At 63.5% G+C, this 25,632-nt stretch carries 20 protein-coding genes and 2 pseudogenes; 10 read left to right on the forward strand and 12 right to left on the reverse strand.

Annotated features, from left to right (window positions below; genetic code table 11):
- Positions 1-554, forward strand: a 554-nt coding sequence (locus ACP7BZ_RS11305; RefSeq protein WP_426113120.1) for a transposase, incomplete at its 5' end; no start/stop codon positions are given.
- A 41-nt stretch (positions 555-595) separates the two neighbouring features.
- Here the strand turns inward: ACP7BZ_RS11305 and ACP7BZ_RS11310 are convergent.
- Together ACP7BZ_RS11310 and ACP7BZ_RS11315 are read right to left on the reverse strand one after the other, a co-directional pair.
- Positions 596-793 (reverse strand): annotated as a pseudogene (locus ACP7BZ_RS11310) (IS4/Tn5 family transposase DNA-binding protein); the annotation flags it as partial.
- Positions 794-883: 90 nt separating this feature from the next.
- Positions 884-1,438, reverse strand: a pseudogene (locus ACP7BZ_RS11315) (DUF4158 domain-containing protein); the annotation flags it as partial.
- 164 nt (positions 1,439-1,602) lie between these two features.
- On the opposite strand from ACP7BZ_RS11315, the gene ACP7BZ_RS11320 reads away from it, so the two are divergent.
- The 4 genes from ACP7BZ_RS11320 (at position 1,603) to ACP7BZ_RS11335 (ending at position 4,934) form a co-directional block, all read left to right on the forward strand.
- Positions 1,603-2,694, forward strand: a complete 1,092-nt coding sequence (locus ACP7BZ_RS11320; RefSeq protein ID WP_426113715.1) for a PDDEXK nuclease domain-containing protein — start codon at positions 1,603-1,605, stop codon at positions 2,692-2,694.
- 14 nt (positions 2,695-2,708) lie between these two features.
- Positions 2,709-3,272, forward strand: a complete 564-nt coding sequence (locus tag ACP7BZ_RS11325) for a recombinase family protein (protein WP_426113122.1) — start codon at positions 2,709-2,711, stop codon at positions 3,270-3,272.
- Positions 3,273-3,374: 102 nt separating this feature from the next.
- A complete protein-coding gene (locus ACP7BZ_RS11330) occupies positions 3,375-4,340 on the forward strand; it encodes a UPF0149 family protein (protein ID WP_426113124.1) in 966 nt (321 codons plus the stop codon).
- Positions 4,341-4,352: 12 nt separating this feature from the next.
- Positions 4,353-4,934: a DUF7686 domain-containing protein gene (locus tag ACP7BZ_RS11335; RefSeq protein WP_426113126.1), complete on the forward strand. Its 582-nt coding sequence runs from the start codon at positions 4,353-4,355 to the stop codon at positions 4,932-4,934.
- Positions 4,935-5,144: 210 nt separating this feature from the next.
- On the opposite strand, the gene ACP7BZ_RS11340 is transcribed toward ACP7BZ_RS11335, so the two are convergent.
- The 7 genes from ACP7BZ_RS11340 to ACP7BZ_RS11370 form a co-directional block, all read right to left on the reverse strand.
- Positions 5,145-5,534, reverse strand: a complete 390-nt coding sequence (locus ACP7BZ_RS11340) for a hypothetical protein (protein WP_426113128.1) — start codon at positions 5,532-5,534, stop codon at positions 5,145-5,147.
- Between the two features lie 6 nt (positions 5,535-5,540).
- Complete coding sequence (locus ACP7BZ_RS11345; protein ID WP_426113130.1) at positions 5,541-5,903, reverse strand: hypothetical protein; 363 nt, start codon at positions 5,901-5,903, stop codon at positions 5,541-5,543.
- A 138-nt stretch (positions 5,904-6,041) separates the two neighbouring features.
- On the reverse strand, positions 6,042-8,666 hold the full coding sequence (locus ACP7BZ_RS11350) for a chemotaxis protein CheW (RefSeq protein ID WP_426113132.1): 2,625 nt from the start codon (positions 8,664-8,666) through the stop codon (positions 6,042-6,044).
- A gap of 133 nt (positions 8,667-8,799) precedes the next feature.
- Positions 8,800-10,122, reverse strand: a complete 1,323-nt coding sequence (locus tag ACP7BZ_RS11355) for a leucine-rich repeat-containing protein kinase family protein (protein ID WP_426113134.1) — start codon at positions 10,120-10,122, stop codon at positions 8,800-8,802.
- 87 nt (positions 10,123-10,209) lie between these two features.
- Positions 10,210-12,180: a putative bifunctional diguanylate cyclase/phosphodiesterase gene (locus ACP7BZ_RS11360; protein ID WP_426113136.1), complete on the reverse strand. Its 1,971-nt coding sequence runs from the start codon at positions 12,178-12,180 to the stop codon at positions 10,210-10,212.
- A 422-nt stretch (positions 12,181-12,602) separates the two neighbouring features.
- Positions 12,603-12,917 carry an EthD family reductase gene (locus ACP7BZ_RS11365; protein WP_426113138.1) on the reverse strand — a complete coding sequence of 105 codons (315 nt, stop codon included), beginning with the start codon at positions 12,915-12,917 and terminating at the stop codon, positions 12,603-12,605.
- 90 nt (positions 12,918-13,007) lie between these two features.
- Complete coding sequence (locus ACP7BZ_RS11370) at positions 13,008-14,717, reverse strand: alkaline phosphatase family protein (RefSeq protein ID WP_426113140.1); 1,710 nt, start codon at positions 14,715-14,717, stop codon at positions 13,008-13,010.
- A gap of 199 nt (positions 14,718-14,916) precedes the next feature.
- On the opposite strand from ACP7BZ_RS11370, the gene ACP7BZ_RS11375 reads away from it, so the two are divergent.
- Positions 14,917-17,343 carry a TonB-dependent receptor gene (locus ACP7BZ_RS11375; RefSeq protein ID WP_426113142.1) on the forward strand — a complete coding sequence of 809 codons (2,427 nt, stop codon included), beginning with the start codon at positions 14,917-14,919 and terminating at the stop codon, positions 17,341-17,343.
- Positions 17,343-18,518: a glycerophosphodiester phosphodiesterase family protein gene (locus ACP7BZ_RS11380; RefSeq protein ID WP_426113144.1), complete on the forward strand. Its 1,176-nt coding sequence runs from the start codon at positions 17,343-17,345 to the stop codon at positions 18,516-18,518. Before ACP7BZ_RS11375 ends, ACP7BZ_RS11380 begins: the two co-directional genes overlap by 1 nt.
- A gap of 109 nt (positions 18,519-18,627) precedes the next feature.
- Here the strand turns inward: ACP7BZ_RS11380 and ACP7BZ_RS11385 are convergent, their stop codons facing one another.
- Together ACP7BZ_RS11385 and ACP7BZ_RS11390 are read right to left on the reverse strand one after the other, a co-directional pair.
- Positions 18,628-20,109 (reverse strand): DUF5666 domain-containing protein, encoded by a 1,482-nt coding sequence (locus ACP7BZ_RS11385; RefSeq protein ID WP_426113146.1) that lies wholly within the window; start codon positions 20,107-20,109, stop codon positions 18,628-18,630.
- Between the two features lie 275 nt (positions 20,110-20,384).
- On the reverse strand, positions 20,385-20,765 hold the full coding sequence (locus ACP7BZ_RS11390) for a hypothetical protein (protein WP_426113148.1): 381 nt from the start codon (positions 20,763-20,765) through the stop codon (positions 20,385-20,387).
- 44 nt (positions 20,766-20,809) lie between these two features.
- On the opposite strand from ACP7BZ_RS11390, the gene ACP7BZ_RS11395 reads away from it, so the two are divergent.
- Together ACP7BZ_RS11395 and ACP7BZ_RS11400 are read left to right on the forward strand one after the other, a co-directional pair.
- Complete coding sequence (locus ACP7BZ_RS11395) at positions 20,810-21,652, forward strand: PA4780 family RIO1-like protein kinase (protein ID WP_426113150.1); 843 nt, start codon at positions 20,810-20,812, stop codon at positions 21,650-21,652.
- Between the two features lie 96 nt (positions 21,653-21,748).
- Positions 21,749-22,357: an OmpW/AlkL family protein gene (locus tag ACP7BZ_RS11400; RefSeq protein WP_426113152.1), complete on the forward strand. Its 609-nt coding sequence runs from the start codon at positions 21,749-21,751 to the stop codon at positions 22,355-22,357.
- Between the two features lie 9 nt (positions 22,358-22,366).
- On the opposite strand, the gene hmgA is transcribed toward ACP7BZ_RS11400, so the two are convergent.
- Positions 22,367-23,680, reverse strand: a complete 1,314-nt coding sequence (gene hmgA, locus ACP7BZ_RS11405) for a homogentisate 1,2-dioxygenase (RefSeq protein ID WP_426113154.1) — start codon at positions 23,678-23,680, stop codon at positions 22,367-22,369.
- Positions 23,681-23,869: 189 nt separating this feature from the next.
- Here hmgA and ACP7BZ_RS11410 point away from each other — a divergent pair, with 189 nt between their 5' ends.
- Positions 23,870-25,579, forward strand: coding sequence for a ShlB/FhaC/HecB family hemolysin secretion/activation protein (locus ACP7BZ_RS11410; protein ID WP_426113155.1), 1,710 nt, complete (start codon positions 23,870-23,872; stop codon positions 25,577-25,579).
- Positions 25,580-25,632 lie beyond the last annotated feature (53 nt).

A 25,632-nucleotide genomic window follows, 5' to 3' on the forward strand; every position in this document is an offset into this window, starting at 1 on the left:
TGGTCGGCTGGATGATCGCCGACTGCGAGTCCGATGCCCTCGCCGAAAGCCTCATCGGAACCACCTGCGAGCGCGAAGGGATCGTCCCAGGGACACTGACATTGCATGCTGATCGTGGCGCCGCCATGCGTTCGAAACTGGTGGCGGACCTGCTCGTGGACATGGGCGTCATCAAGAGCCATAGCCGACCCTACACCTCGGACGACAACCCGTATTCAGAGGCGCAGTTCAAGACGATGAAATACCGTCCTGAGTTTCCCGAGCGCTTCCACTCGCTGGCCGACGCGCGGGCATTCTGCCAAGTGTTCTTTGGCTGGTATAACGACGAGCACCGCCACTCCGGCATCGGCTACGTGACGCCAGCGGCCATGTACACCGGCGTCGCATCGATCATCTATGCGCAGCGCGATCTCGTCCCGAAAGACGCCTTTGCGCGCCATCCCAACCGTTTTAAACACGTCCCTCCACAGCCGCCGGCCATACCAACCGAGGCCGGTATTAACATGCCAAAAAGCTCATCCGGCGACGACACTATCGCCAGAATTACTCACTAAACTATTTATAAAAAATGTCTCAAATAGTTTGACACTTTCCGCGTCTCGCTCCAGCTTTCACAAGCCGTCGGAATGCTTGCCGTCGGGTTCGCCGAAAGTCGTTCCATAAGTATCTTCGCCCTCTTGTCGAGGCGACCGTCTCCCAAGTCGAGACCCGCGAATTCTTGTTCTGTCCAGCGGCTCGATCCTGTTGCCAACGCATCACCTAAAAGGTGAGAGTAAACCTGAAACCAGCCCAGTTTACAAGTGCCTTCGCAAGTGCTTGAATGTAAACAGATTTTTCAGGCGCCGCCTGATCCGCTCAGAGTTGTGTATAACGATATGGGCTGAAGCTGTTCCAGCAGTGTCCGGTAGATGCGCCGATTGGCGCGCGTTACCGCTTCCGCGCAGGCTCGTTCGATGACCGCCAATGTCGGCAGGATGATGTGCCGCTGCCGCAACGTTTCCAAGGCATGGGCTGCGAGCACCAAGTCCGTGTCGGTCTGCATGGAGAGTTCCACAAGGCTGTGCACCAGCTTGCGAAAATCCGGCCGGCCGAACGCGGACAGGCCAAGATAGGCGCGTAGTTCCTGAAAGTGTTCGCGTCGGGTCTGATCTCGCGCCCCATACTGGTGCCAGACGGCGGCATCGCTTTGTATCTGACGAGCGATCCACTGGATGAGCGGATCCGGCACCGACATATCGACCTCCAGCGCATGACCAGGATAGCGCAGCAGGCATAACTGGGCGGCGAAGCCGAGCTGGTTGGCATCGCCGCGGCGTTGCCGGATCAGGGATAAATCGGACTCGGTGAAGGTGTAATACCGGATCAGATCGTCTTCCCCTTCGGGCAAGGCCATCAGGTTGTCCCGCTCGGTGGCGGACAGAATAGAACGGCGGGGCATGCGGGCTCCCGCGAAGATGAATGGGATTCGTTGCGCAAACGTTCGTTTGCGCAATCAAATGGCCGCACACGATTCCTATGGCGTTTACATGGTGCGTAAATGTATTGCATAATGATCGTCATTGGCAACAGGTTTGTGCTGAACGAACCGTATCGAGGAGCTAGCTGGTGGAACCGCAAGACGTGCAAGCTGCAGCAGTGACAACAACCGGCCTGGCCGGCGACATCCGCGTCCTGATCGACGAAGCGCGGGCCGGACTGGCCGCCACGGTCAATTCGGCCTTGACCATGCTGTACTGGCGCATTGGCCGGCGCATACGCGCCGAGGTGCTCCAAGGGGAGCGGGCCGGTTACGGCGAACAGATCGTCGCTTCGCTGGCGCGACAATTGGAAGCCGAACACGGGCGCGGCTTCGGCGCCAAGAACCTGCGCCACATGCTGCGCTTTGGCGAGGTGTTCGAGGCCGAGGAAATTGTCTACGCACTGAGTAGACAATTGAGCTGGACCCATTTGCGCAGCCTGATCTACATCGATGATCCCCTCAAGCGGGAGTTCTATCTGGAAATGTGCCGTAGCGAGGGCTGGAGCACCCGCACCTTGCAGGGACGCCTCGATTCCATGTTGTTCGAGCGCACGGCGCTCTCGCGCAAGCCCGACGAATTGCTCACGAGTGAACTGGCGACCCTGCGCGATCAAGGAGTGCTTGGCCCGAACCTCGTGCTGAAGGATCCTAACGTGCTGGACTTTCTGGGGTTGCGCGATCGCTACCTTGAAAAAGATCTCGAAGACGCTATCCTGCGCGAACTGGAAAATTTCTTGTTGGAGCTGGGGGCCGGCTTCAGCTTTGTCGCCCGTCAAAAACGGCTGCAAATCGACAACAACGATTTTTACATTGACTTACTGTTCTACAACCGCCGCTTGCGGCGCCTGGTCGCCATCGAACTCAAGCTCGGCGAATTCAAGGCCGCTGACAAAGGCCAGATGGAGCTCTACCTGCGCTGGCTGGCCAAATATGAACAAGAACCTGGCGAAGCGCCACCACTAGGAATCATCCTCTGCACGGGCAAGAACCGTGAACAGATCGAATTGCTGGAGCTGGATCAAAGCGGCATTCATGTCGCCGAATACCTGACCGGCTTGCCGTCCCGGCAATTGCTGGAGCAAAAGCTGCACGAGGCGGTGGCGCTATCGAAGGCGCGGCTGGAGAATCGTCCCAGCCCGGATCGGCTCGATCCAACTGCATCCGAAGTCAAGTAAGAGAGGGCAAACTCATGCGAATCGGTTATGCCCGTGTCTCCGCCCAAGACCAGGACAACACGGCACAGATCGCGGCGTTGAACGCGGCGGGGTGCGGACGGATATTTGAAGAGAAGGTGTCGGCTGGCCGCTGGAATCGTCCGGAACTGAGCCGCCTGCTCGATCATTTGCGCAAGGATGATGTGCTGGTTGTCTGGAAGCTCGACCGCCTGTCACGCTCGCTCAAGGACGTATTGATCCTCATGGAGAGGGTCGAGAAAACCGGTGCTGGATTCCTCAGCCTTACCGAAGCCGTCGACACCACCTCACCGGCCGGGCGCATGATGATGCAAATTGTGGGATCGTTCGCCGAGTTCGAACGCGCCATGTTGCGCGAGCGCACCCACAGTGGCTTGTTGGCCGCCCGCGAAGAAGGCCGTATCGGCGGTCGCCGTCCCAAGCTCACGCCAACGCAACTAAAGGAAATTGTCCACCTGGTCAATTCTGGCCAGAAAACGGCCGCCGAATCCGCGCGCCTGTTCAATGTCCATCCGTCTACGGTGGCGCGACTGCTGGCCCGCAACAAACTCACAAATTAGCTGAGCAACCCGGGAAAAACCTTAGCGTACGATTTTTCCCGTTTCCCCTGTTCTCCCCTTTCAGAACGCATCAACAAGCAGAACAACCAGGATTGAAAAAAAGTGACAAATATCGACGACGACATGCCCATCATCTATTCCCCTCTGAATCGGACAGCAAGCCGTAACGGAAGGAGTGTCGAGGTGGAAATCTATCGCGCAGAGAATGAGGATTGGATACTCGAGGTGGTCGACGAGCACGGTAACTCGACCGTTTGGGATGATCTATTCCCGACCGACCAGGCGGCGCTGGACGAGGCCATGCGCACCATTGATGAACAGGGCATCGACGCGATGATCGGCCCGCCGCCCGGCCAGGACAAGCGCAACCCAACCATGCACGGCTTGTCCGATGCCGAACTTTGCGACCTTGATGATTTTCTTGCCGACGAATCGATAGAATCGACGTCGATGGATCTCGCGATGCTCGACGGCTACCTTACCGCGATCGCCATCGGTCCCGGGCTGATTCCCCCGTCCGCATGGTTGCCATGGGTATGGGACCATGTCGATGGCCGGGCCGAGCCCGTGTTCGACAAGAACTCGCATGCGAACCGCGTCTTCTCGCTGCTGATGCGACATTACAACGCGGTCGTCGAGGCTTTCAACACCGACCCGGCCGGTTTCGAGCCCATGTTCAAGCGCGGCGCAGACTACGGCGCCGCCGAATGGTCAGATGGTTTCCTCTGCGGTTTCCAGTTCGACGAGCGCGCGTGGAGCCTGCTCGCCGTCGGACAACCGACCTGGTTCGCGCCATTCATGCGTTTGGGGACCGAAGACGGCATTGCGATCACCGACAAGCAAGGCGATGCTGCCCGATGGATCGATGCCATAGTGCCGTCGTTGGTCGAGATCGCAGCCTATTGGAAATCGCGGCGAGCGATGCCCGGCCACGCGCCCATGCCGGCAATGCCCATCGTCCGGGCGACACCAAAGGTCGGGCGCAACGATCCTTGTCCTTGTGGCAGCGGTAAAAAAGTCAAAAAATGCTGTGGCGGTACGCCGACGGCGCCATCAACACTGCACTGAAGAGGGAGCAGCATGTCTGAAATCGTCTGTGAAGGATGTGGCGCCGTCACGGCGGGCTACGACACCGTCAACTACGGGTCAATCGATGTCGGCTACCGGGTGCTGTGTTCCCGGTGTTTCAACAGCGAGGTAGCCACGCGTGTTGGTCTCGATAAGTTCGAGCATGTCCGTCTTGAACCAGTCAAGCTATCCGATTGCAACGGAGTGATGCACGAGTTTCATCTGCGTACCCATCTGCTCGGCGACATCGTCTCGCTGGAGGCATTCGAGCTTCGCGACGGCGCGCCGGGCGGCTACGAATTCCAGATCGTCGGCGATCCGAGCGAAGACTTATTTTCCCTGTGTGGGCGTCTCGTGGAAAAGATGCGCCGCGCCCTGGCGGTGATGCACGTAAGACGCGGCAGGCTCGGTCTGGAAATCATCGAGGAGACCGTCCGAGGGCGCATCGGCTGGGACGATGCCGCCGAGGGCCGCTTGCCGCTCGTTACGATCGATGGGCAAGAGTTCTCCTGGGACGAACTTGGACATGCGTTGATGTGTTTCGAGGGATGGCAGTTCAAGCTTGAGGTTGCCGACCGCAGCAATGAGATCTGATGTCGGCCGCAGTCCCAACGTTGAAGTGACCCTGACTGGTCGTGGTACCGGCCAGGCCGTGGTTCAAGCGGGGGCTACATGGCGGCACTTTTGCAGGAGAATGTGTTGCACTTGGTCTTTGAGAACGCCCACTCAAAATAGTTGGGCAATCCGGGAAAATCCTTAGCGTGCTATTTTCTCCGAATTCTGTGGGCGCCCCTACTAGCCGCCTTACTTGTAGCTCTGCAATTCGAGCGTCGTCGACACCAGCGCGCCGGCCGCCGGCGCGGCGCCACTGTAGCTCAAGGTGGAGGCCAGCTTCAGTGTGCGCGAGGCGGCGCTGTTGGCATCGCTCCAGCGCGACACGGTTTCGGTGCGCGTCGTGCCATTGACCGTGCGCGTGATGACGGAGGTGAACTTGAAAGCGCTAAAAGTGCCCGCTGCCACGGTGAGCGTTTCGATGCCGGCAAAGGTGCCGGACTGCACAAACGCGGTACCGGCGCCGCTGCCGCAGGTTTCCGTGTAGTTCACCGTCCATCCCTGACCGGCGCGCAATGGTGATGGCGCCCCGGGATTGCCCTGCGTGAGGGCGCAACTGATGGCGGCGCCGCTCGCCGGCATCACTATCTATGCGGTCGGCTGGCCGCTGGCGTTGTATTGATAATCCGTGGGATACAGACTCTGGTCCACAGTCCCTGCGACGATACGATTATGGCTGGGGTCTTCCTCATGCGCCGTAAAGCTGCCGTCAGCGTTGACGGCGGTGATGTCGCGCACCATGGTGCGGCTGACCGTGTTGTTGAGATTGTCGGCCAGTTTCTGTGCATAGACCAGGTGGGCGCCCACCGTCGGCCGCACAAAACTATAGGTCGCCGTTGCGGCCGGGGTGTCGCTGCTGCTGCTGTTGTTGCTGCTCTTGCTGCCGCCGCCGCCGCATCCCGCCAACAGCGCGGAAACCAGCAGAGGTGCTGCCAGGTGCTTGGATGTCATTGTTGTCCAGTCGTGTCATGTGGGCACCGCCGCCAGTGGCAATGCCGCCAAATGCTACCACTGGGAATCTGTAGTTGCTATAGATGAAATGTATCTATGGCTGCAAGCCGAAACAAACAGATGCTCAGCTGCGGCTGGCTAACTCGCCTGCAACAGCGCCGCCATCTGCTCCACCTGCAGCAGCGTGAGCATGGGCCCGCTGCTGCTGCCGTGCGATTTCACCACCGACGCCAGCACCGTGGTGGCGCCGGCAAACACATTGCCGATGGCAGCAATGTCGGCAAGCGCCACCGTGGGGATGGCGCCCAGCCGGTCGACCAGGATGCCGAACTGGCGGCCGTCGGCGTCGCGCAACACCACCGTTAGCATGGTCGCGCGGCTGGCGCGCTGGGCCAGGCCGAGGGCATGGTGCAAGTCATAGAGCAGCATGGTGTTGCCCTTGTAAATGGTGGCGCCGACCACCCTGGCGCTGGCATTCGGCAGGCGCACGCTGCCGCCAAACGGGATCGCCTCGACCACGCAAGCGGCCGCCACGCCAAGCAGGGTGTCGCCGATATAGAAGGTGGCGATGTCGACCGTTGCACCGGCTGTTGCACCGGCTGTTGCGGCTGAAGTTGCAGCTGAAGTTGCAGCGACCGTGGCTGGCCCCCGCGCGGTGTCGGCGTCATCGGCATGTTCCGCGCCCGCCTGCGCATCGTCGACGCCCAGGGGCACCGCTACCAGCGCCAGCAGGCGTTGACCGTAGTGTCCTTGGGTACCACGGTATTCGCGATAGCCGGTTGAGGCGCGTGCGCCTAACGCCAGCACCTGGCCATCGAGGGCGAGCAGGCGTGCCACGCCGCCGTCTTGCGCCGCGGCGCGCAGAGGGGCCGGCAGGCCCGCCTTGCTGCCAGCGGCGGGCGTCGCCCCGCTGGCGGCCACGACGTTGTCATCGGCATCGATGAACATGGCGAAGGCACCGTTCGAGCCGGGCAATCCGGCCGCCAGCACGGCAGCCAGTTGCGGCGCACTGTCAAATACCGCGGCGATGGCGCCGATCAACTTGCCGGCGTCGTCATGCAGTGGTGCGCTATAGATATAGGTGGGGCGGTCGGCGTACAGCGCATCGGCGACAAATTCTGACACCACATAGCTGTGCGCGGGCGCCGCCAGCACCCGGGCGCACCAGGCAGAGGCCAGCCGGCTGCCCAGCAGCGCGCGCTGCGCCGGCCTGGAGACGGCGACCACGCTGGCATCGGCATCGAACAGCAGCAGGCTGTCGTACACCGAATAGAGTGCGTTGATGGCGGCCAGGCGGGTCGACAGCTGCGCCGTGCGCTCGCTGGCGTGCTGGTGTTCCAGCAAGCGGCGCAGCAAGGGATCGAGCGCCCACCAGCGGCAATCGTTGGCACGCTCGTACAGGTTGCGATCGAGAATGTCGATGGCCAGGGCGGCGAGAAACTGGCAGTCGTCCAGCTGCGACTTCACCGTCATCGTCTGCAGCTCGCGGATCGAGCTGGTAAACACTTGTTGCATGCGGGTGCCGGTGCGCACGATTTCAGCGAGCAGCACCTTGGAAAACGCCGGGTTCAAGGCGCCACTGGCGGCCACCGTGCTGGCGCCGTCGCCCATGGCGCCCTGGCGAATATTGGCGTTCCACACCGAGCGGTTCAATTCGCGCTGGATGGCGTCAGCCTGCGCCGGGATCGCCTGCAGCGCCGCCGAAAAGGCGTTGCCGTTACGCAGGATGGCGCGCAGCAGTGCTGCCTGGTTAGCGATCTCGAGCGCGGCAGCGTCATCGTCGTCGCCCGCTTCAAAGGCCATCGCCAGCGGCACCAGCACCAGCGCACTCCAGCCGGGCGGCCCCATATAGCCCTGGAAGCCGGTCGCCGCGTGGCGCGCGCTGAGGTAGCTGTTGCCGGCGAAGCGGGTCAGGTGGCCGTCGCCGTAGGGGGCAGTGAGCAGCGCGCCCGGCGCGATCTGGTGGGGATCGCTGCTGGCGATCACCCGGCCGTCGGCGTCGAGCAGGGTGATCACGCTCCAGTCGCCGGCCCGGCACAGGCCGTCGAAAATACGGCCCGTTTCGTTCTCAAAGTCGAAGCACAGGAACAGCGCGCCCAGTACCGCACCGTCGTGCGCAAGCACCGGCGCGCCATACAGCAGGTTGCGCGACTCGCCGGGGAACATGGCGCTGCAGACGGTCGCTTCGAGGTAGGGGGCGTCGTTGGCCAGCACGCGCGCGAGCAGCGGGTCGGCCACCAGCTCCACCGCTGGCGCGCCCGGCAGGCGCGCCAGCACCGCGCCGGATGGCGACACCAGGATGACGTCGCGGTACACCGAATACAGGCGCACATAGGCTTGCAAACGTTCGACCAGCGGCGCCGCTGCCGATGCCGATGGCGCAGACGGTTCCGCCAGGGCGGCAGCGGCGAATTCGCGCAAGGCATCGTCCATCGCCAGAAAACCGATATCGGCCGTGCGCTCGTACAGATTGCGCACGAGGATATCGATGGCCACCTGCGCCTGCGCGGCAATTTGCGCCACCCGCTTGTGGCAGGTGCTCAGTGCCAGGTGGTGCAGCAGGCTGGTGGTCAGGCTGGCGAAGGCGGCCTTGGTGTCGGCCATGTCGGTGGTGGTGCCGGAGAGCTGGCCCAGCAGGTTCAACACATCCCATACCGATTCGAGTGCGCTGAGCGAGGCACGATGTGCATTCACTTGCAGCATGTGTGGCAACAGGCGGCGCAGCGAATGGGGAAGCTCGCCTGGCGCGGTAGTAATGCTCATCAATTATTTCCAAGAATGAAATAAGTTTTAAAAGCAATTTTTAGGCCAGTATTCTTATTGCGTCTTGGCCGGTTGTGGCGCGATGCCCATACCGCTTACCGTGCAATAACGACCAGATTGGTGCGCGCGTGCCCTACTGCGGCACATGGCATGCCGTGATGCGCCGGGCAATGTCGGCGAACAGGGGGCGGGCGGCGACGTTCGCCTGCACGCAGTCGTGCTGCAGTTGCGCCAGGCTGTTGAGCACGGCTGCGGTGCCGCCGTCGCCGCCATCGCAGCGCGCCAGCAATTCACCGAGCAGCACGCCAAACGCGCGCACCTCCAGCCGCTGCAGGGCAGTTGCCTGCGGGCCCGGGGCCAGTAGCGAGGCGGCACCGAAATCGCCCAGCAAGGCTTGACCCTGGTCGCTGTGGCGGATGTTGTGGGCGTACAGGTCGCCGTGCATGATGGCGCGCCTGTGCAAGTGCTGCGCTGCCGCCGCAATCCCAGCGGCAATACCGAGCAGGGCGGCCAGCGCAAAGCGTTGACTGCTGGCGTAGACATCGCGCGTGCAGCTCTCCAGGCTGGGCGGGCCGGCCAGGCTGGCAAAGGCGGGATCGATCAGCGCCATCACGCAGCCCTGCACGCCGTGCGGATGGTCGCGCAGTTCGCCCAGCACGGCGATCAGGTTGGGATGGGCGCCGGCGCTGATGCAGGCGCGCAGTTCGCAGGCCGGCAAGCCATCGCTGGTGATGGCGCCCTTGAACAGTTTGACGGCCACCGCCCGCGCCTGGCCCGCCTGACGCCACTGCGCCTGATGGATCACGCCGGATGCCCCTGCGCCGAGGATGTGCGCCAGGGTCAGTTGATGCCAGCCGATCGCGCCTGCGGCCGGGCCGGCGGCAGCTTCTTCGACCGCGCTGACGGGGTTGCCAGCATAGGCCAGCCAGGCCAGGCGCGGCATTGTCAGCAACCATGGCGGCAGGGCGCTGAGGCGGTTGGCAGCGATGCGCAACAGTTCGAGGGCCGTGCAGGCAGCTAGCTGTGGCGGCAATTCAGTCAGCTCGTTTCCTGCCAACATCAGCTTTTGCAATTGCGCGCAGGCGCCAATGGTGGCGGGCAGCGTGCCAATCCGGTTGTCGGTCAGGATCAGCCAGCGCAGCGCAGCAGGAAAGGCGGTGGCCGGCACTTCGCTGATGCGGTTGCTCTTGAAGCCGATCATGGTCAGTTGCGCGCAGGCGCCGAGCATGGCGGGCAGCACGCTGAAACGGTTATTCGAACAAAACAGGATGCGCAGCCGGCGCAGGCGTGGCAGGTCGTCGGGCAGGCAGGTCAGCGCATTGCCGGACAGATCGAGGATCTCGAGCGTATCGGCCAGTTCAAAAATTTCGCGAGGAAACTCAGTGAGGCCGCACGAGAGTTGAAGACGGGTGGCGCCGGCGAGCGAGCCGTTGTGTAATTGTTCGAGTGTGTGCATGTGAGGGCCGCCAGGGCAGTGAGCAGCGCGAGCAAGTGGCAAGGCCGCATTTTACAGCCCGGCTCGCCGGATGTCCTCAGTGCAGGCTCAGGGCGCCAGCGCGGCGGGCGTGCGCGCCGGCCGGCCCAGGTAATAGCCCTGCAGTTCATCGATGCCGCGGCTGCGCAAGGCGGCGAGCTGTTCGGCTGTTTCCACACCTTCGGCGATCACCCGCAGGCCGTAGCGCTTGGCGATCAGTACCGCCGCCTCGATGACGGCAGCCGATTTCTCATCCATGTTCATCACGAAGCTCTTGTCGATCTTGATCGCATCGAGCGGGATCTGGCGCAGCCGCGACAGCGATGAATAACCGGTGCCGAAGTCATCGAGGTGAATTTCCACCCCCAGTGCATGCAGCGCCACCAGGCTGGCCAGGGCGCGCGCCATGTCGCGTTCATCGAGTACGCTCTCGGTCACTTCGATCACCAGCCGCGCCGGCGCCAGCCCGCTGCGGCTGAGCGTGGCGGCGACCAGCTGGGCAAAATCGGCCTGGATCAACTGGCGGATCGACGTATTGACGGCCACCTTGGGCGGCGTGCCACCCGCCGCTGACGGCAGCCAGGCCTGTGCCTGCTGGCACGCCTGCTCGAGGACCCAGCGACCGATCGACAGGATCGCCTCCGAGTTCTCGGCAAGGACAATGAATTCATCCGGCCCCACCGGCCCCAGCTCGGCATGGGTCCAGCGCAGCAGGGCTTCGTAGGCCACCACGGTGCCGCAGGCGGCGCCGACGATGGGCTGGAACAGCAGGTGCAGCGAGTGGTCCTGGTGCGCATGCGCCAGTGCCAGGGTCAGCTGCAAGCGCCGCTGCAGCAGCGCGTACGAGTGCGCCGAATAGAAAGACAGGCGGCCGCGCCCCAGTTTTTTAGCGTCGGCGGTGGCAACGTCGGCGAAGATCAGCGCCTGGTGCAAATCGAAGGCGGCATCGCTGGCGCGCTCGAAGATGCCGATGCTCACGCCGATTTGCAGGGTTTGGGCACCAGCCTGGTACGGTGCCGACAGTTGTGCATGCATCGCCTGGTAATCGGCGGCAGTCGCGCCGCTCTGCTCGCCTGAACCGGTGATGCAGACGACAAATTCATCGCCGCCCCAGCGGCACACCGTGTGGTCGGCATCGCCCCACAAGCTGGCCAGAGCGGCAGCAAGATGGGTCAGCCGCCGCGACACTGCCTGCAGCAACAGATCGCCATGCTGGTGGCCCATGCCGTCGTTGACATCCTTGAAGTGGTCGAGGTCGATGAACAGGATGGTCTTGCGGCGCGGCCCATGGGAATGGGCGTACGGGTACGACAGAAAACCGCGCCGGTTGAGCAGGGTGGTCAAGGGATCGTGGTTGGCGAGAAATTGTAACTGGCCGGTACGCTCGCTGATCTTTCTTTCGAGGTCTTCGTTGTCGTGCGAGATCTGGCTATTTTTATCCGACAACTGCAGAATCAATGCTTCCTTCTCTTCGGTCAGCGACAGCGTGCTGCGCAGCATCTTGAAGTTGTTGTTCTGGCTGTTGAACATGACAAAGGAAAACAGCATGCCAATGCCGCCCAGCACTTGTAGTTTCTCATCGTGCTGCAGCAGCAGCAGGGCGCAACAGGGCAACAGCAGGATGGCGATGTAGAGCTTGCCGATCACGGGCATGCTGGCCAGCGTGCCGGTGGCGCCGCCGGCCATTGCCGACAGGATGATCAGTAGAGAAAATGTTTCAGTGTCGTGCAGGGCCGGCAGACCGAGGCAGGCCATGCAGGCCCACAGGGTGGCGGACGCCAGCAAACCGCCGGCCAGCAAGCTTTGCTGGGTCAGCGGCGCGGCGCCATCCGGCTGGCGTTGCAGCTGGCGCTGGCAGGCGCGCTGGACCAGGTAGCGCAGCGCGCAGAACAGCAGCGAGATCCCGGTCCAGGCGGCCAGCCAGCGCAGCTGCGCGTGACGTACGATCACCGCCAGGGCCACCGTGGCGGCGGCATTGACGAGGATGCCTTGCGGATGATTTCTTAACTTTTCGTGCCACAGTTGTTTTTCGAAAGTCAAGGTCAGCTCCAGGATGTCAGCGACGGCGGCGGCGGCCGAGGGTGCAAGGCAGCTTGCACGCTGCGGCAACGGCCACGTGCCCCGGCAGCCGTGCTTTTTATTGCCCTGAGAAAATTGTAGCACGAATTGTTAAATATTTTGCGGGCGCGCAGATGGGCGCTTGACGGTGTGTCAGGCGTCAAGGTTGAGGTGGTGCGGCTGCGGTGGGGGGGTGTGGTGGCGTGACGCGATCCGGGTGGAGCGGTGCCTGTTGCGGCCGGCGCATCGCCGGGGTTGGAATCGCGTTGGAATCTGCGTTGCAATTTGCGTTGCAATCCGCGTTGGAATTTGCGTTGCAATCCGTATTGCAATCTGCATTGCAATCTGTCTTGCGAGAAGCGCCGGCAGTGAGCGCGCCGGCGCCCTGCCGGCGGTCATGGTGCTTATCCCACCAGTACTTCGCTGATCTGGATGACCGGCGTTTGCCCCGTGTAGTTGGGGATGTCGGCCATGATCTGCGTCGTGTGGGGAGAAAAGCCGGCCTGGAAGTCGTCGACCGAGTCGCAAAACAAATGACCCATGGCGATGTAGGGCGCGTTGGCGTCGGTGCCGGCGCCGGCCAGCGCCTGGTCGACGGTGTAATACTTGCAGTAATCGCCCATCAGCGCTTTTACCATCGGCATGTGGCGGTCGCGGTAATAGGCGGCGTCGAAACGGGCATCGGCGCTGTTCGGGTACATCACGCTGATCTTGATCATCGAGCTTCTCCTTGTGATGAGATGGACTGTCGAACCGTCATCGTGCCCGTAAGTGGCGCCCGGCGCAAGCGCCGCCCAGGCCCGACTTCCTTAACGCAGGGTTTCGGTCAGCACGCGCCCTTCGGCGGCGGCCGGTGGCCGCACGTGCAGCAGGTGCGCCAGGGTGGGGGCAATGTCGACTACCTCGGCGTACTGGCTGTAATAACCGGGCTTGATCCAGCGTTTGCCCATTACCATCAGTGGCACGTTGGTGTCGTAGGCGTAGGGCGAACCGTGCGAGGTGCCGCTGCTGCCGCTGCCAAAATACCAGTAGGGCTTGGTGACGACCATGATGTCGCCGGACAGTTGACGATGCCAGGCGCGGCGCATCAGCAGGCCGGTGCGGGTGCCGGCGCCGGCGCCGCCTTCCATCTCGGTGCGGGTGCTCGCCTGCACGATACCGGGCTGGTCGAGCAGGAAGCGGGCGGCGGCCGTTTCGACGTCGGCACGCTTGAGACCGCGCTTCTCGAGCAGCGGGTAATCGATATAGATATTTGGCAGCGACGCCGCCACCACCAGCTTGGGCGTGGCATACAGCTGTTCAAGGTGGGCATTGAGGGCCGCCACCAGCTTGTCGCCATCGATACGGCGCGCATCGACATGCTGGGCCTGGGCAAACTCGGGCACGTTCGGGAAACCGTGGTCGGCGGTCAGCACCACCAGCACATTGTCCATGCCCACCTTTTGATCGAGATAGCTGAAAAAGCTGGCCAGCATGCGGTCGAGCCGTTGCAGGTGATCGTGCGACATCTTGCTCTCGGGGCCGAACGCGTGGTTGACATAATCGTGCGCGGACAGGCTGATGCCCAGCACATCGGTGACGCCGGCGCTGTTGTTGCCCAGCTGTTCAGCGTCGACGGCGGCGCGCGCAAAGTCGAGCGTCAATTCGTCGAGGAAAGGGCTGGTCTTGAGGCGGCCGTAATAATCGGCGTCGAGCTGGCCACTCTCGCTGTAGTAAGAAAACGGGAAGCGGTTGTTCACCCCCACCTTGGCTGGATAAAAGGTGTCGCCGGCGTCGTTCGCGTAGGCGGCATCGGCCAGCAGCGGCGTCCACGATTTGCCGTAGTAACGGTCTTGCGGCCGCGTGGCCTGGTAGCGCTGCACCCATTGCGGATGGGACGCCATGTAATAGGTGCTGCTGGCGAAATTGCCGCTCTTTTCCATGTACATGTAGGCGGTGCCGGTCTTGCCCGCCAATAAAATCGCGCCGCGGTCCTTGCCCGATACGGTGACCACTTTGGCCTGATTGCCACTGGCGTAGCGCAACTGGTCGCCAAGGGTGTCGACCTGCAGTTTTTTCGGCGAGGTGCCGTCGCCCGGCTTGGTCTGCTCGCCGATGTAGCTGTAGTCGGCGTCTTCGGTGCAATACAGCGACTGCTTGGTCACCGGATCGATCCAGTTGTTGCCGATCACGCCGTGCTGATAGGGGTAGGCGCCCGACAGGATGGCCGCATGGCCGACTGCCGTCACGGTGACGCCGTGGGCCTGGTGGGCATTGCTGAACGAAGCGCCCTGATCGAGCAGGCGGCGCAAGCCACCCTGGCCGAACTGCGCGCGGTAGCGCTGCACCTGCTCGTTGGGCAAGCCGTCGACCACCAGCACCAGCACCAGTTTCGGCTGCGCTTGAGCATCAGCAACAGCCGCAGTAACAGCGGCAGCAGGCTTGGTCAGCACCGCCGAATAACCGGGAGTGGCAACCGCGGCGGCGGTGAGCAGCAATGCGCGGGCGAACGGGCGGGGGGCGGGAAGAAGGCGTTTCATGGTCGCTTTGAGTAAGGGAATGGGGAGCCGGGCCCCTGCACCTGGAGGGCAAAAGGCCACCGACATTAGGGTAGCGGCCAAACGTGACGGCAGCATGACAGGTTGCCATAAACCGTCATGACGGCGTCATAACCAATAGTTAAATTACCGCAACTTTCTTTTGTATTAACTTCCCGCAACCGACCCCATGGACACTCTGATGAAAAAAACGTTGCACACCGCCACCGCCTGCGCATTGCTGGCCTTCCCCATGCTCGTGATGGCGCAGCAGGTTGCCGGCGCCGTCGCCGCCATGGGTGCAGGATCGGCCGCGGCGGCCGATAATGGCGTCGCCGCCGTCGCCGCCGTCGCCGCCGTCGCCGCGGCCGATCCTGCGCCGATGGCCACGGTGGAAATCGCCACGCGGCGTACGCGCTCGGCCGTGGCCATGTCGAACAGCGACATGCAGAAAATCCTGCCAGGCATCAATCCCTTGAAAGCCCTGCAAACCTTGCCAGGCGTGAGCTTTCAGACCGCCGACCCATGGGGCAACAATGAACAGAACCTGTCGCTGTTCGTGCACGGCTTTAGCGGCCAGCAACTGGGCTACACCATGGATGGCGTGCCGCTCGGCGACCAGCAGTACGGCAACTACAACGGTCTCTCGCCGCAGCGCGCGGTGATCAGCGAAAACGTCCGCCGGGTGATCCTGTCGACCGGTGCCGGCGATCTGGCCACGGCCTCGACCAGCAACCTGGGCGGCACCATCGAAGCCTTTTCCAGCGATCCGCTCTCGCAGCGCGGCGCGACCTTGCAGCAGACGGTCGGCAGCTACAACACCTCGCGCACCTTTGTGCGTTACGACAGCGGCGCCTATGGCAATGGCAACAGTGCGTATGTGTCGGCCGTGCACCAGGAACAGCGCGCCTGGGATTTCCATGGCCGCCAGGGTGGCGACCAGGTCAATGCCAAGTTCGTCAACGACGGCAGCGGCGGCAAGCTGACGTTTTTCTTTAACTACAGCGACAAGATCGAGCCGAACGAAGACAGCACCGTTCACGCGGCAAGCGAAAAGTTCCAGCCCTACACGCGGCCGTTTAGCTATCCCGACTTCGCCCAGGCGGTGGGCTATCTGTCGCCCACTGGCGACGCCCCCGCGGGCGAAGGCAACAACTACCGCAATTACTATAGCGACGCCCAGCGTACCGATTACCTCAGCTACCTGAAGTACGACTGGAAGCTCGGCGCCGCCACCAGCTGGTCGAACCAGGTCTACTACCATCACGACAATGGGGTTGGCGTGGTGGCCGGTCCCATCGGCGTGGCGGGACTGCCGGCCCTGTTTGGCGTGTATTTCCCCGGCCAGAGCCGCGCCGACCTGAAGGCGCGCTTCGGCAATTCGGGCTATGCCACCCGCACCACCGAATACCGCATCAACCGCGGCGGCCTGCTGTCGACCTTGCGCACGGAAATCGGCGAGCACCAGATCGAAGCGGGCTTGTGGTTCGAGCGCAATCTGTCGTCGGCTTACCGGCGCTGGTATGCGCTCGACGTCAACAATCCCAGCAGCCCGTACCAGCGACCCAGCGATCCTCTGATCACCCAGTACGGCAGCACGATTGCCAACAAGGTGGTGCAGTTGCATGTGCAGGACGAGTGGCGTCTGAACCCCGATCTGATCGTCCAGGCGGGCTTGAAATCGAGCCTGCAGTTTGCCGACGGCCGCTTCCCCGTGCAGCCGAAACTGGGCGCCATCGCAAATGGCTCGACCGCCTTGCCGGAGGGCGAAATCATCACCAAAAAATGGCTGTTGCCGCAAGCCGGTGCACGCTGGGACCTCAGCGCCAACGACCAGGCCTTCGTCAACGTGCAAAAAAACATGCGCCAGTTCGTCACCTACGGCGGCGGCGGCGCTTCGCCGTGGAGCCTGGCCAGCCAGGCCGCATTTGACCTGTTCAAGGCCACCGCCAGGCCAGAAACCTCGATCACCTACGAAGCGGGCCTGCGCAGCAGCCGCAGCTTTGAAGGCGGCGTGGTCAGCGCCATCGATGGTCAGCTGAGCGTCTACCACGTCGATTTCAAGGACCGTCTGCTGCAAATTAGCCCGACGGCGGTGATCTCGGCGATCATCGGCGGCAATCCGCTGCTGGCCAACGTCGGCGGCGTGCGTACCAATGGCGTCGATCTGTCGGCCACCGTGCACTTCGGTCCCCGCTTGTCGTTCTACGATGCGCTCTCGTACAACCGTTCGACCTACAATGACGACTATCTCAGCGCTGGCAAGGCAGTGCCAACGGCCGGCAAGGCGGTGCCAGGCAGCCCGGAGCAGATGAACAAATCGGTCGCCACGCTGACCCTTGCCGATACCCAGTTCCAGCTGATCGGTGACTACGTCGGCAAGCGCTATGCCACTTACACCAATGACCTGTCGGTGCCCAGTTACTTTTTGCTCAGTCTCGGCGTCACGGGCAAACTCAATTTCATGAATGGCACCCTGGTGAAAAATGCCCGTTACAGTGTCAACGTCAGCAATCTGGCCCAGCGTACGGGCAGCCTGAACGTGGTGGTGGGGGCCGCCAGCGGCACTTACAACACCTTCCCGATCGCGCCGCGCCAGGGCTTTCTCACCGTGATGGCGGACTTCTGATGACAGCGCCCCATTTTCCCCGCCGCCAGCTGTCGCGGCGCGGCTTCATCGGCGCGGTCGCTGCTACCGCCGCGACGGCTGCTGTGGCCAGTGCGGCGGCCCTGGCGCGCCCGCTGCCGGCCGCCGCGGCCGGGCCGGCACCATCGGCACAGCCGCGGCCACTGATCTTCGGCCACCGCGGCGCCAGCGCGCTGCGGCCCGAGCACACGCTGGCCTCGTACGCCAAGGCCATCGCCGACGGCGCCGATTACATCGAACCGGACCTGGTGTGCACGCGCGACGGCGTGCTGGTGGCCCGTCACGAAGCCAATCTGACCGCCACCACCGACGTCGCCACGCGCGCTGCCTTTGCCAGCCGCCGCACCAGCAAAACCATCGATGGCCAGACCCAGCCGGGCTGGTATGTCGATGACTTTACCCTGGCTGAACTAAAAACCCTGCGGGCGATCGAACGGATTCCCGTCGACCGTCCCGGCAGTGCCCAGTACGATGGTTTTTTTCAGGTACTCACCTTTGAAGAGATCATCGAGTTCGCCGCCGCCCAGGCCGCCACGACGGGGCGCCTGATCGGTCTCGTGCCGGAACTGAAGAGCTCGACGTATTTTGCCGGCGTCGGGCTGGCCCTCGAGGACCGCTTCATCGCCACCCTGGCGGCGCACGACTACACGCGCCGCGCGCCGATCGAAATCCAGTCGTTCGAAGTGGCCAACCTCAAGTATGTGCGCGAGCGCCTCGGCCATCGCGCCAATCTGCGCCTGATGCAGCTGGTCGGCAGTGGCGCCACGCGGCCGGCCGATGTCGCCGCCGCCGGTGGCACGCTCAGCTTTGCCGCCATGTGTACGCCGGCCGGCATGCGCGACATTGCCCAGTACGCCGACGTCATCGCGCCGGCCACCCGCGCCGTCATCGCCTTGCGCGAGGACGAGTCGCTCGGCGTGCCCAGCGCGCTGGTCGATGACGCCCATGCAGCCGGCCTGCGCCTGGAAACCTGGACCTTCCGGCCCGAGAACCATTTCCTGGCGCGCGATTTCAGGAACGGCGCCGGCCCCCACGCGCGCAACGAGGCCGGTTCGATTGCCGAAATCCGCCGCTACCTCGACACCGGTCTGGATGGCTTTTTTACCGACGATCCGGCGCTCGGACGGGCCGCGCTCGGTCTGGCCGCGCCCGTCTGAGGCGAGCGCACCAGCGTTGGCGCAGGCTGCGCCGGCGTCAAAAAAAGCCACCGTGCGCGCACGGTGGCTTTGCCATTTTTACGTTGGCGTCAGCAACGCTGATGGCTGTCTAGCGCTGCTCAAAAACCACCTTGGTGGCGGTCAAGACGCCGGCACTGAGGGTGCCTTCGACTTCCACATTCTTGCCGTTCAGGGTGGTCGCATCGACGCCGCGGAAGAAGGTGTCGGCGTTCCACTGTACCGTCAGCGATTGCTTCGAACTGACCAGCGCAAAGGTCTTGGCAGTGGCGTTGACGGTGCCGGCCACTCCCTGGCGCGACAACACCGCATGGGCATCATCGGCCTTCTCGCAGCTGATGGCGCTGGCCTTGACCTGGCCGCTGGCGTTCATGCTGCCAGTGACGGCCACTTGCAGGTCATTGGCCAGGCTGGCGGCGCCGCACGAGGCGGCGTCGAGCACCACGCCGGTGGCGTCGATCGGCACACCACGTACCGTGAAGCTGGCGACCGAGACAAAATTGGCGATGCTGCCGTGCAGTTCGGCTTCGCTGGTCTTGTCTTTGGTGGCGCCGCGCAGCACGATGGTGCTGGCCTTGAGGATGCCATCGGTGCCGTAGCTGCCCTTGATGACGACGTAGGCATTGACCTTCAGATCGGCAAAGGTCTTGCCGCTCTGGTCGAAGGTGGCTGCCGAGGCGTCGACCTTGACGCCGTTGATGGTCAAGGTCTTGCTGGCGGCGTCGATGGTGGCGATGGCGCCGCCCAGTTCAGAATCCTTGGCATTGCTCTCGGCCTTGTGGTCGCGCACCTTGACGACGCTGGCCTTGATGGCGCTGCTGCCTGCCACCGTACCGAGCGGAATCGAGACGTGCACTTCGGTGCCATTGGCCAGCACGGCGGTCGTCGGCAGCAGCTTGGCATCGGTGTAATCGATGAGCAGCAGGCCCAGCTTGAAAGTGTGGGCCGTGGTCGACAGTTCGCTGATATTGCCGTGCACGCGGTCGGCGGTGTCGGCGACTGTTTTCTTTTCGATGCGGGTCGCCTGCAGGGTGACCTTGCCAGCAGCATCGGTCTTGATCAGGCCATGCACTTCGACCTTGTCATTGACCAGCACATTGGCCAGCGCGGTGTAGCCCTGGAACACCGTGACGGGACCGAGCGTGGCGTCGGTATTGACGGTGATGACTTGGCCCAGCACTTTCAGGCTGCCTGCCACCAGATCGACCGCCGACACCGCGCCTTCCGCTTCGGCGCTCACGCGCACCTTGGTGGCGGTCAGCAAGCCGTCATGCTCGACTTCGACGTGTTGCCCCAGTTTCAGCTCGACCGCCTCGACCGTACCATCGTCACGTTCGCGGCCAGCGGCGGCGGCGGCATTGTTGATGCGGATGCCGTCGATGATCACGCTGCCAAAGCCGGTAACGGTGCCGGAAATGGTCGACTGGCCGACCACCACCGGCGCCGGGGTGGGTGCCGGGGTGACGGCGCCGGTGCTGGCGCCAGAACTGCTGGAACCACCACCGCAGGCGGCCAGGACTGCAGCAGTACAGGCGGCGAGCAATACATACGAGGGCATTCTGGAATGATTCATGAAGGGCTCCGAGGTCAAGGGTTCACACGCTGAAGCGTCCATCATATATTGCCAACGAGAAATTTAACGAGGACGTCATGACGATTGTGTAACCGGTTGAAACAAATTGTTGCGCCTATGCTGGATGGCTACAGTGGTGCGGCGTGAAAACGGTGCGACACTATTGTTGCTGGATCGCAACGAAAGGGCGGTGCACGCGGTGCTTGGTGCGCAGTCGACATGTTTCGTCAGTGCCGACGATGGCCCGCAATGGGTGGCGCAATGTAAAACGCCTGTCACATTTGCCCATTAAGATCGGCTGGTCTTGAACAAGGACCAAGCGGACTCGAGGCCGCTTCTACCGGCGCCGGCGGTCGGGAAATATACCGGCACCAATTGATTGCATGCAGCCCGCAGCGCCCGAACGGCGACCGTGGGCGGACAAATGCGCGCTGCATGCAGCTTGCGCGGGGTAGAATGCGGCAGCCGCGGTTGCGGCAGTTGCCGTCATTGCCGTCATTGCCGTCATTGCCGTCATTGCCGTCATTGCCGTCATTGCCGTCATTGCCGTCATTGCCGTCATTGCCGTCATTGCCGTCATTCCCGTCATTCCCGTCATTCCCGCACGCTCCGCCGTGATTGGCCGGTTCCGGGTTGCTCCGATCCACCTTAAACAAGGCGCAGTCCGGCAGCGTTCCACGCGCGTCGCTGCCAGTTCTCCATGAAACCACCGAAGCGTCTCGTTCCCCTCATCGATGAAGGCTTGATCGACGAAGTCTCGCGCCAGCTCATGAGCGGCAAGGAAGCCATCGTCTACGTGGTGCGCTGCGGTGACGAGGTGCGTTGTGCCAAGGTCTATAAAGAGGCGAACCAGCGCAGCTTTCACCAGGCCGTGGCCTACCAGGAAGGGCGCCGCGTGAAGAACAGCCGGCAGGCGCGGGCGATGGAGAAGGGCAGCCGCTACGGCCGCAAGATGGCCGAAGAAGTCTGGCAGAACGCCGAGGTCGATGCCCTGTACCGGCTGGCCGCCGCCGGCGTGCGCGTGCCCACCCCTTACATCTGCTTCGAAGGTGTGCTGTTGATGGAACTGATCGTTGACGCCGCCGGCAATGCGGCGCCGCGCCTGAACGACGTGCCGCTGACCGAAGCGCTGGCGCTGGCCTATCACGGCGCGCTGCTGCGCCAGGTGGTGTTGATGCTGTGCGCCGGCGTGATTCACGGTGACCTGTCGGAGTACAACATTCTGGTCGACGCCGACGGCCCCGTGATCATCGATTTGCCGCAAGCGATCGATGCCGCCGGCAGCTCGGTGGCGGGGGCGATGCTCGAACGCGATGTCAGCAACCTGGCCAATTTCTTTGGCGTTGCCGCGCCCCAGCTGCTGGGCAGCCAGTACGGGCTGGAAATCTGGAATCTGTACGAGGCCGGCCTGCTGACCGCCGACGTGGTGTTGAGCGGCGTCGTTGCCTTGCCCGACACGCCCACCGATGTGGGCGCGGTGATCCGCGAAATTGCGCTGGCGCGCGAAGAAGAAGCGGAGCAGACGGCATACCAGGGCAGCTGAGACCGATAGCTGCAGTTTTGATACACATCAACGTTTTTGCGTACCGAAATCAATAAGCTTGCCTTCGATGATAACAACACGAAGAAAGGCACGACCATGAACAAATCGAAGCTGACCCTGCTGCTCGCCGCCCTGTGCCTGTCGGGCGCCGCTGCCGCGCAGGAGTCGCCATGGCTGGTACGCGTGCGCGTACTGCAGCTCGAGCCGGCCAACAAGTCCGACCCGGTGGGTGGCGCCGGCGCCAGCGACCGTCTGCACGTGAGCAACAAGACGATCCCCGATGTCGACGTCTCGTATTTCTTCACGCCCCACTGGGCCGCCGAGCTGGTGCTGACCTACCCGCAAAAACACCGCGTGACGCTCGACGGCGCCGACATCGGCAGCTTCAAGCACCTGCCACCGACCTTGACCGCGCAATATCACTTCCTGCCCGGTGCGCAAATCAATCCCTACCTGGGCGCCGGCGTCAACTACACCTTGATCTCCAAGGTGGACCTGCTGGGCGGCGCTGCCAGCCTCGAGCATGACAGCGTCGGCCTGGCCCTGCAGGCCGGCTTCGATGTCGCCATCGACAAGCGCTGGAGCTTTAACGTCGACGTCAAGAAAATGCAGATCCGCAGCGACGTCATCATCGCTGGCGCCAGCGCCAGCCGGGTCAAGGTCGATCCGCTGCTGTTCGGCGTCGGCCTGGGCTACCGTTTCTAAGCGCGCCGCTCACGCCTGCAGCGGATTGAACTGCTTGACGATGCCGCTCCAGCAGCTGCTGTAATCATGCTGCAGCAGCGGGCTGGCCAGCGCCCACGCGGTCGGGCAGATTGGCAGGCGCGTCTCGAACATGAAAGCCATGGTGTGATCGATCTTGTGCGGCACGCTGGTATCGGCGGCGCTCGCTTTGGCAAAGGTCGCCGCATCGGGGCCGTGGCCGCTCATGCAGTTGTGCAGGCTGCTACCACCGGGCACGAAGCCGCCTTGCTTGGCGTCGTACACCCCCGTAATCAAGCCCATGAATTCGCTGGCGACATTGCGGTGAAACCACGGCGGGCGGAAGGTATGCTCGGCCACCAGCCAGCGCGGCGGGAACACCACGAAGTCGAGCGTGTCGACCCCCGGCGTGTCGCTGGGGCTGTGCAGCACCAGGAAAATCGACGGATCGGGGTGATCGACGCCGATCGAACCGACCGGCGAAAAACGCCGCAAATCATATTTATAGGGCGCGTAATTGCCATGCCAGGCAACGACGTCGAGCGGTGAATGGCCGATCGGCGCCGCCCACAGCTTGCCGTTGAATTTGGCCACCAGCGTGAAGTCGCCTTCGAGATCTTCATAGGCCGCATGGGGCGTGAGAAAGTCGCGCGGATTGGCCAGGCCGTTCGAGCCGATCACGCCCAGGTCTGGCAGGCGCAGCAGGGCGCCATAGTTTTCGCACACATAACCACGGGCGACGCCATCGGGCAGCGTGACCTGGAAGCGCACCCCGCGGGGGATCACGGCAATTTCCAGCGGCGCCAGCTCGATGTGGCCCAGTTCGGTGGCGATGTGCAGCCGGCCTTCCTGCGGCACGATCAACAGTTCGCCATCGGCGTTGTAAAAATAGCGGCCCGCCATGTCGCGGTTACAGGCATACAGGTGAAAGGCATTGCCGCATTGCGCTTGCGGCGCGCCATTGCCCGCCATGGTGACCCAGCCATCGATAAAATCGGTGGGCGCCGCCGGCAGGGGCAGCCGGTCCCAGCGCAGCTGGTTGGGCGAGGCGGCCGCTTGCTCGAAATTGCTGACGATGGCGCCGTCGTCGATGCGCACGAATGGCCGGTGGACGGCCGCCGGGCGGATGCGGTACAGCCAGCTGCGCCGGTTGTGGCTGCGCGGCGCCGTAAAAGCGGTGCCGGAAAGCTGCTCGGCGTACAGGCCATAGGCCACCCGCTGCGGTGAATTTTGCTGGGCGGGCAGGGCGCCTGCTAAGGCCTCGCTGGCAAATTCATTGCCAAAGCCGCTCTGGTAGCGCGGCATTGCCTGGGTCGATGGGGTCATCTGCGGTTTCCTTGTCGATTCATCGGTGCAGCCGATACTGTAGTGGATGCGCGCGCATTTGGCGACGCCAATCGCGCCCACCGATAAATTGCTCCATACCAATGACTGTGTTGTAATGGCGGCCTTTGCCGGCTGTCGCTGCGCAGTCCCGGCGCTGTCCCTCACCTGTTCTTACCGAGTCCCGCCACCATGTCCGTTGCCCGTGCCCGTGTCCGTAACCCGCTTCAATACCTGCTTGCCGCCAGCATGCTCGCCGGCGTTGCTGCCAGTGCCAGCGCGCAAAGCGTGCCCGATGCCGGCGCCCTGCGCCAGCAGCTCGAGCAGGAACGCCGTCCGCTGCTGCCGCCGAAAGCGGCGCCGCCGCTGGCCCTGCCGCAGCCCTTGCGTTCGCTGGGCGGCGCCACCGTCACCTTGAGCGCGGTGCGTTTCGTCGGCAATAGCTTGCTCAGCGACGCCACGCTGGCGCCGGTGGTAGCACCGTACCTGGGGCAGCCGCTCGATTTCGCCCAGCTGCAAAACGTCGCCATCGCCGTCGCCAGCGCTTACCGCCAGCAGGGCTGGGTGGTGCGCGCCTATCTGCCACAGCAGGATATCGATGGCGGCGTGCTCACCGTGCAAGTGGTCGAAGCGGTGTTCGGCAAGCTGCGCCAGCAGGGCGGCGGCCAGCGCGCCACGCCGGCCCGCATCGCCGCCATGGTGGCGGCGGCGCAGGCCAGCGGCCAGCCGCTGCAGGGCGAGCGCCTCGACCGCGCCCTGCTATTGATCGAAGACTTGCCCGCCGTCGGCGTCGTCGCTGCGCTCGCTGAAGGCGAACAGCAGGCCGAAACCGACCTGCTGCTCACCCTCACCGAGGGTGCCCTGTTCAGCGGCGACGCCAGCGTCGACAACAGTGGCGCGCGCTCGACCGGCCCGGCGCGGCTGGCCGCCAATCTGTCCATCAACAGCGCGCTGGGCCAGGGCGAGCTCGCCGCGCTGAACCTGCTCCATAGCCAAGGCAGCGACTACCTGCGCGTTGGCCTGCTGGCGCCGCTGGGCGCGGCCGGCTGGCGCGCCGGCGCCTCGGCGTCCTATCTGAGCTACCGGCTGGTGGGCGCCAGCTTTGCCAGTTTGCAGGCCAGCGGCAATTCGGCCAGCGTTGGCATCGAAGCGAGCTATCCGCTGCTGCGCGCGCGCCTGCGCAATCTGTACCTGGGCGTGAACGCCGACCACAAGCGCTTCGATAACCGCTCCGCCGGCGTCATCGCCACCCGCTACCGCAGCAACAGCGCCAGCGCCGCCTTGAATGGCAATCTGTTCGATAACTGGGGCGGTGGTGGTGCCAGCAGCGCCAGCCTGGTACTGGCGATGGGCGACATCGACCTGGCCGGTTCGCCCAATGAACGGGCCGACGCCGCCAGCACGCGCAGCGCCGGCGCCTACCGCAAGATCCGTTTTGCCGTCGCCCGCGAACAGGTGCTCAGTCCGGCGCTGGGGCTGTATGGCGCCGTGTCCGGGCAGTCGAGCAACCGCAACCTCGATTCATCGGAAAAGTTTTATCTGGGCGGCGCCAGCGGCGTGCGCGCCTACCCCGGCAACGAAGGTGGCGGCGCCGACGGCGCCCTGGTCAACCTCGAAGCGCGCCTGCGACTGCCCGCCAACTGGCGCCTGAGCGGATTTTTCGACTACGGCGTGGTGCGCGTTAATCACGACAATGCGATTGCCGGCGCGGCGCTGCCGAACGGCTTTAGCCTGAAGGGCGCCGGCCTGGCGCTGGCCTGGTACAGCGAACGCGGCTATAACGTCAAGGCCACCCTGGCGCGCCGCCTGGGCAGCAACCCGAATCCCACCGCGGCCGGCCGTGACCAGGACGGTTCGCTCGAACGTAATCGCCTGTGGCTGCAGGCAGCACTGCCGTTTTAATGCAATCGCGTGTGAAACATAGCGTGCGCGGGCCGGTAGCGCGCTACCATGAT

The sequence above is a fragment of the Massilia sp. PWRC2 genome, assembly GCF_049896725.1.
Classification (GTDB): Bacteria; Pseudomonadota; Gammaproteobacteria; order Burkholderiales; family Burkholderiaceae_D; genus JAFCUW01.

What these genes read in the sequence shown, in the direction of transcription:
- ACP7BZ_RS11340 (WP_426113128.1), bottom strand. Translation starts at nt 5,534, where the DNA reads ATGCCGGCGAGCGGCGCCGCCATCAGTTGCGCCCTCACGCAGGGCAAT.
- ACP7BZ_RS11375 (WP_426113142.1), top strand. Translation starts at nt 14,917, where the DNA reads ATGAAAAAAACGTTGCACACCGCCACCGCCTGCGCATTGCTGGCCTTC.
- ACP7BZ_RS11345 (WP_426113130.1), bottom strand. Translation starts at nt 5,903, where the DNA reads ATGACATCCAAGCACCTGGCAGCACCTCTGCTGGTTTCCGCGCTGTTG.
- ACP7BZ_RS11385 (WP_426113146.1), bottom strand. Translation starts at nt 20,109, where the DNA reads ATGAATCATTCCAGAATGCCCTCGTATGTATTGCTCGCCGCCTGTACT.
- ACP7BZ_RS11350 (WP_426113132.1), bottom strand. Translation starts at nt 8,666, where the DNA reads ATGAGCATTACTACCGCGCCAGGCGAGCTTCCCCATTCGCTGCGCCGC.
- ACP7BZ_RS11365 (WP_426113138.1), bottom strand. Translation starts at nt 12,917, where the DNA reads ATGATCAAGATCAGCGTGATGTACCCGAACAGCGCCGATGCCCGTTTC.
- ACP7BZ_RS11355 (WP_426113134.1), bottom strand. Translation starts at nt 10,122, where the DNA reads ATGCACACACTCGAACAATTACACAACGGCTCGCTCGCCGGCGCCACC.
- ACP7BZ_RS11325 (WP_426113122.1), top strand. Translation starts at nt 2,709, where the DNA reads ATGCGAATCGGTTATGCCCGTGTCTCCGCCCAAGACCAGGACAACACG.
- ACP7BZ_RS11335 (WP_426113126.1), top strand. Translation starts at nt 4,353, where the DNA reads ATGTCTGAAATCGTCTGTGAAGGATGTGGCGCCGTCACGGCGGGCTAC.
- ACP7BZ_RS11395 (WP_426113150.1), top strand. Translation starts at nt 20,810, where the DNA reads ATGAAACCACCGAAGCGTCTCGTTCCCCTCATCGATGAAGGCTTGATC.
- ACP7BZ_RS11410 (WP_426113155.1), top strand. Translation starts at nt 23,870, where the DNA reads ATGTCCGTTGCCCGTGCCCGTGTCCGTAACCCGCTTCAATACCTGCTT.
- ACP7BZ_RS11400 (WP_426113152.1), top strand. Translation starts at nt 21,749, where the DNA reads ATGAACAAATCGAAGCTGACCCTGCTGCTCGCCGCCCTGTGCCTGTCG.
- hmgA (WP_426113154.1), bottom strand. Translation starts at nt 23,680, where the DNA reads ATGACCCCATCGACCCAGGCAATGCCGCGCTACCAGAGCGGCTTTGGC.
- ACP7BZ_RS11380 (WP_426113144.1), top strand. Translation starts at nt 17,343, where the DNA reads ATGACAGCGCCCCATTTTCCCCGCCGCCAGCTGTCGCGGCGCGGCTTC.
- ACP7BZ_RS11370 (WP_426113140.1), bottom strand. Translation starts at nt 14,717, where the DNA reads ATGAAACGCCTTCTTCCCGCCCCCCGCCCGTTCGCCCGCGCATTGCTG.